The sequence below is a fragment of the Alteromonas sp. ALT199 genome (assembly GCF_018619335.1).
Taxonomy (GTDB): domain Bacteria; phylum Pseudomonadota; class Gammaproteobacteria; order Enterobacterales; family Alteromonadaceae; genus Alteromonas.
In genome coordinates this window covers 253-1,960 of sequence record NZ_JAHHDX010000085.1, presented here as the reverse complement: position 1 = coordinate 1,960, position 1,708 = coordinate 253, and the positions used below count along the sequence as shown (strand labels likewise).

General features: G+C 44.4%; 2 protein-coding genes. Both read right to left on the bottom strand.

Annotation, left to right across the window (positions count from 1 at the left end; genetic code table 11):
- Positions 1 to 97: 97 nt before the first annotated feature.
- Positions 98 to 541: a hypothetical protein gene (locus KL866_RS09080; protein WP_214994727.1), complete on the bottom strand. Its 444-nt coding sequence runs from the start codon at positions 539 to 541 to the stop codon at positions 98 to 100.
- A gap of 10 nt (positions 542 to 551) precedes the next feature.
- On the bottom strand, positions 552 to 1,708 hold a 1,157-nt coding region (locus KL866_RS09075), incomplete at its 5' end, for a hypothetical protein (protein WP_251139936.1).

Sequence of the window (1,708 nt, the reverse complement as noted above, 5' to 3'; positions counted from 1 at the left end):
ATATGTGACACGATAAAAGAACTCAGCGGTAGTAAATACCACTATCATTGCCGCTGCGACTAGAAACAGCGAAAAACGAAAACCTAGACCCTGCACGTTAATCAAAACGGTATACTACCTTCATACTGTCGGTCACACTTGACTCATACACATAGGCTAACGCCGATTCGTCTTCTTCAAGCCTTAGCTTAATATCATCAAGAGTTTGCTCCACCGCAGGAGGTTTCACGCGGCCAGAGAATTTAAGTCGCGACCAATAGGCATTTACCCTTGCAAGAGGAAGTCCAACCAAAGACTTGTAAAATTGGCTTTTCAGTTCGGAATCTAACTCTACATCTATAGGGGTGGCTTCTTTCCCATTGGGGAACGCCGAGTACTTACCCATAAATAAATCAATTAAGCCTTTTTTATCCAAAACCTCTACATCGTTATTAAAGTTAGTGACAACGACAATTTTTTCTTGCGCTTGCGCCATGAAAGCAAAGTTTTGCGTTAGCAGCACTAAAGCAATTATCAAGGGGAGGCGTTTAAATAATTTCATGCTCCTCCCCTTAAAAGCTAAAGCTTAAAGCCAAGAAGAGGGTATGCGCGACACCGTCTTCATCGTCAACGACTAAGCCATCACGTGCACGAAGCCCAGTGCCTCTTGCTTTAATGTCAGTTCGTTCAACTTGCGCTTTAAAGGCTAGGTTTTCTCTCAAGTCCCATCGCCAACCCACAGAAAATGACTGCTGGCGATGTGCTAGCGTGCTTGCTACTTCTTCTACAAAAATAGCTAACTCGGCGGTATTCGCGTTGATTGGGAAGCTCGGCTGCTCTTCACTAAGGTAATACGGGTCAGCTTCTGCGAAAGAGTACAGCGCATAGAAAGTGTGGGCACCGTAAAGATAGCTAAGATTGAGAAAACCGTTAAAAGAAGGTCTCAGTGCAATAGAGTCTGAATCTATATAGGATAGTTCTCCAGACAGGTCCCAATCGCCTAAGAAGCGATTAAAGTACACAGAAGTGTATTGAATTGTAGCACCGCGTAAGCTTAATGAATCGGCAAACGCGTTGGCACCGCTCCAAAATGGCTGAAGCTGTGCAACGGAGGTGGAAACAAATGCGGAGTCAGCATTGTCGTTTTTAGCTTCAGTTTGAGTGTGTTTTAGCGCTACGCTCCAGTCAAAAGCAACAAATTCAACACCTATGGAGCGCAAGTCATTAAATGTGATGGGGCTATATGCGCCACTACTAAAATCGCTTTCACCACTTCCCCAAAAGCCTTTGATTGACAAATTAAAGTCACTAAAGGGCGTGGTGTAACTTATGTCGGCACCATCGAAACTTCTAGCTGGAACAATGCCGTAAACTTCGGTAGGTACCTTTACCCAAGGATAAGCGATAGAAACGTCTCTGGTATCACTAAAGTGAAAAATATCCGCTGCTAATCTACCCGCTCTTACCTGCCACGCCGGCGAGATGTCGTACCTCAAAAAGGCCATTTGGGTGATGGAATCGAGATTCTGCTCATCTTGTTCTCGATAAACAAATTGCCCTACAAATTCGAGGTTGCTTGTTACACTGTAATCAAGCTGCACGCCAATTAAACTCAACGGCTTAAATGCAAAGCCATCCTTTTTAGCAAATTCTGCTTGTGAACGGTCGGTACGAAATTGATATTTGTTGGTATCTGCGGTAGCCGTTGCCAGCGTACCAAAGCCGCTAA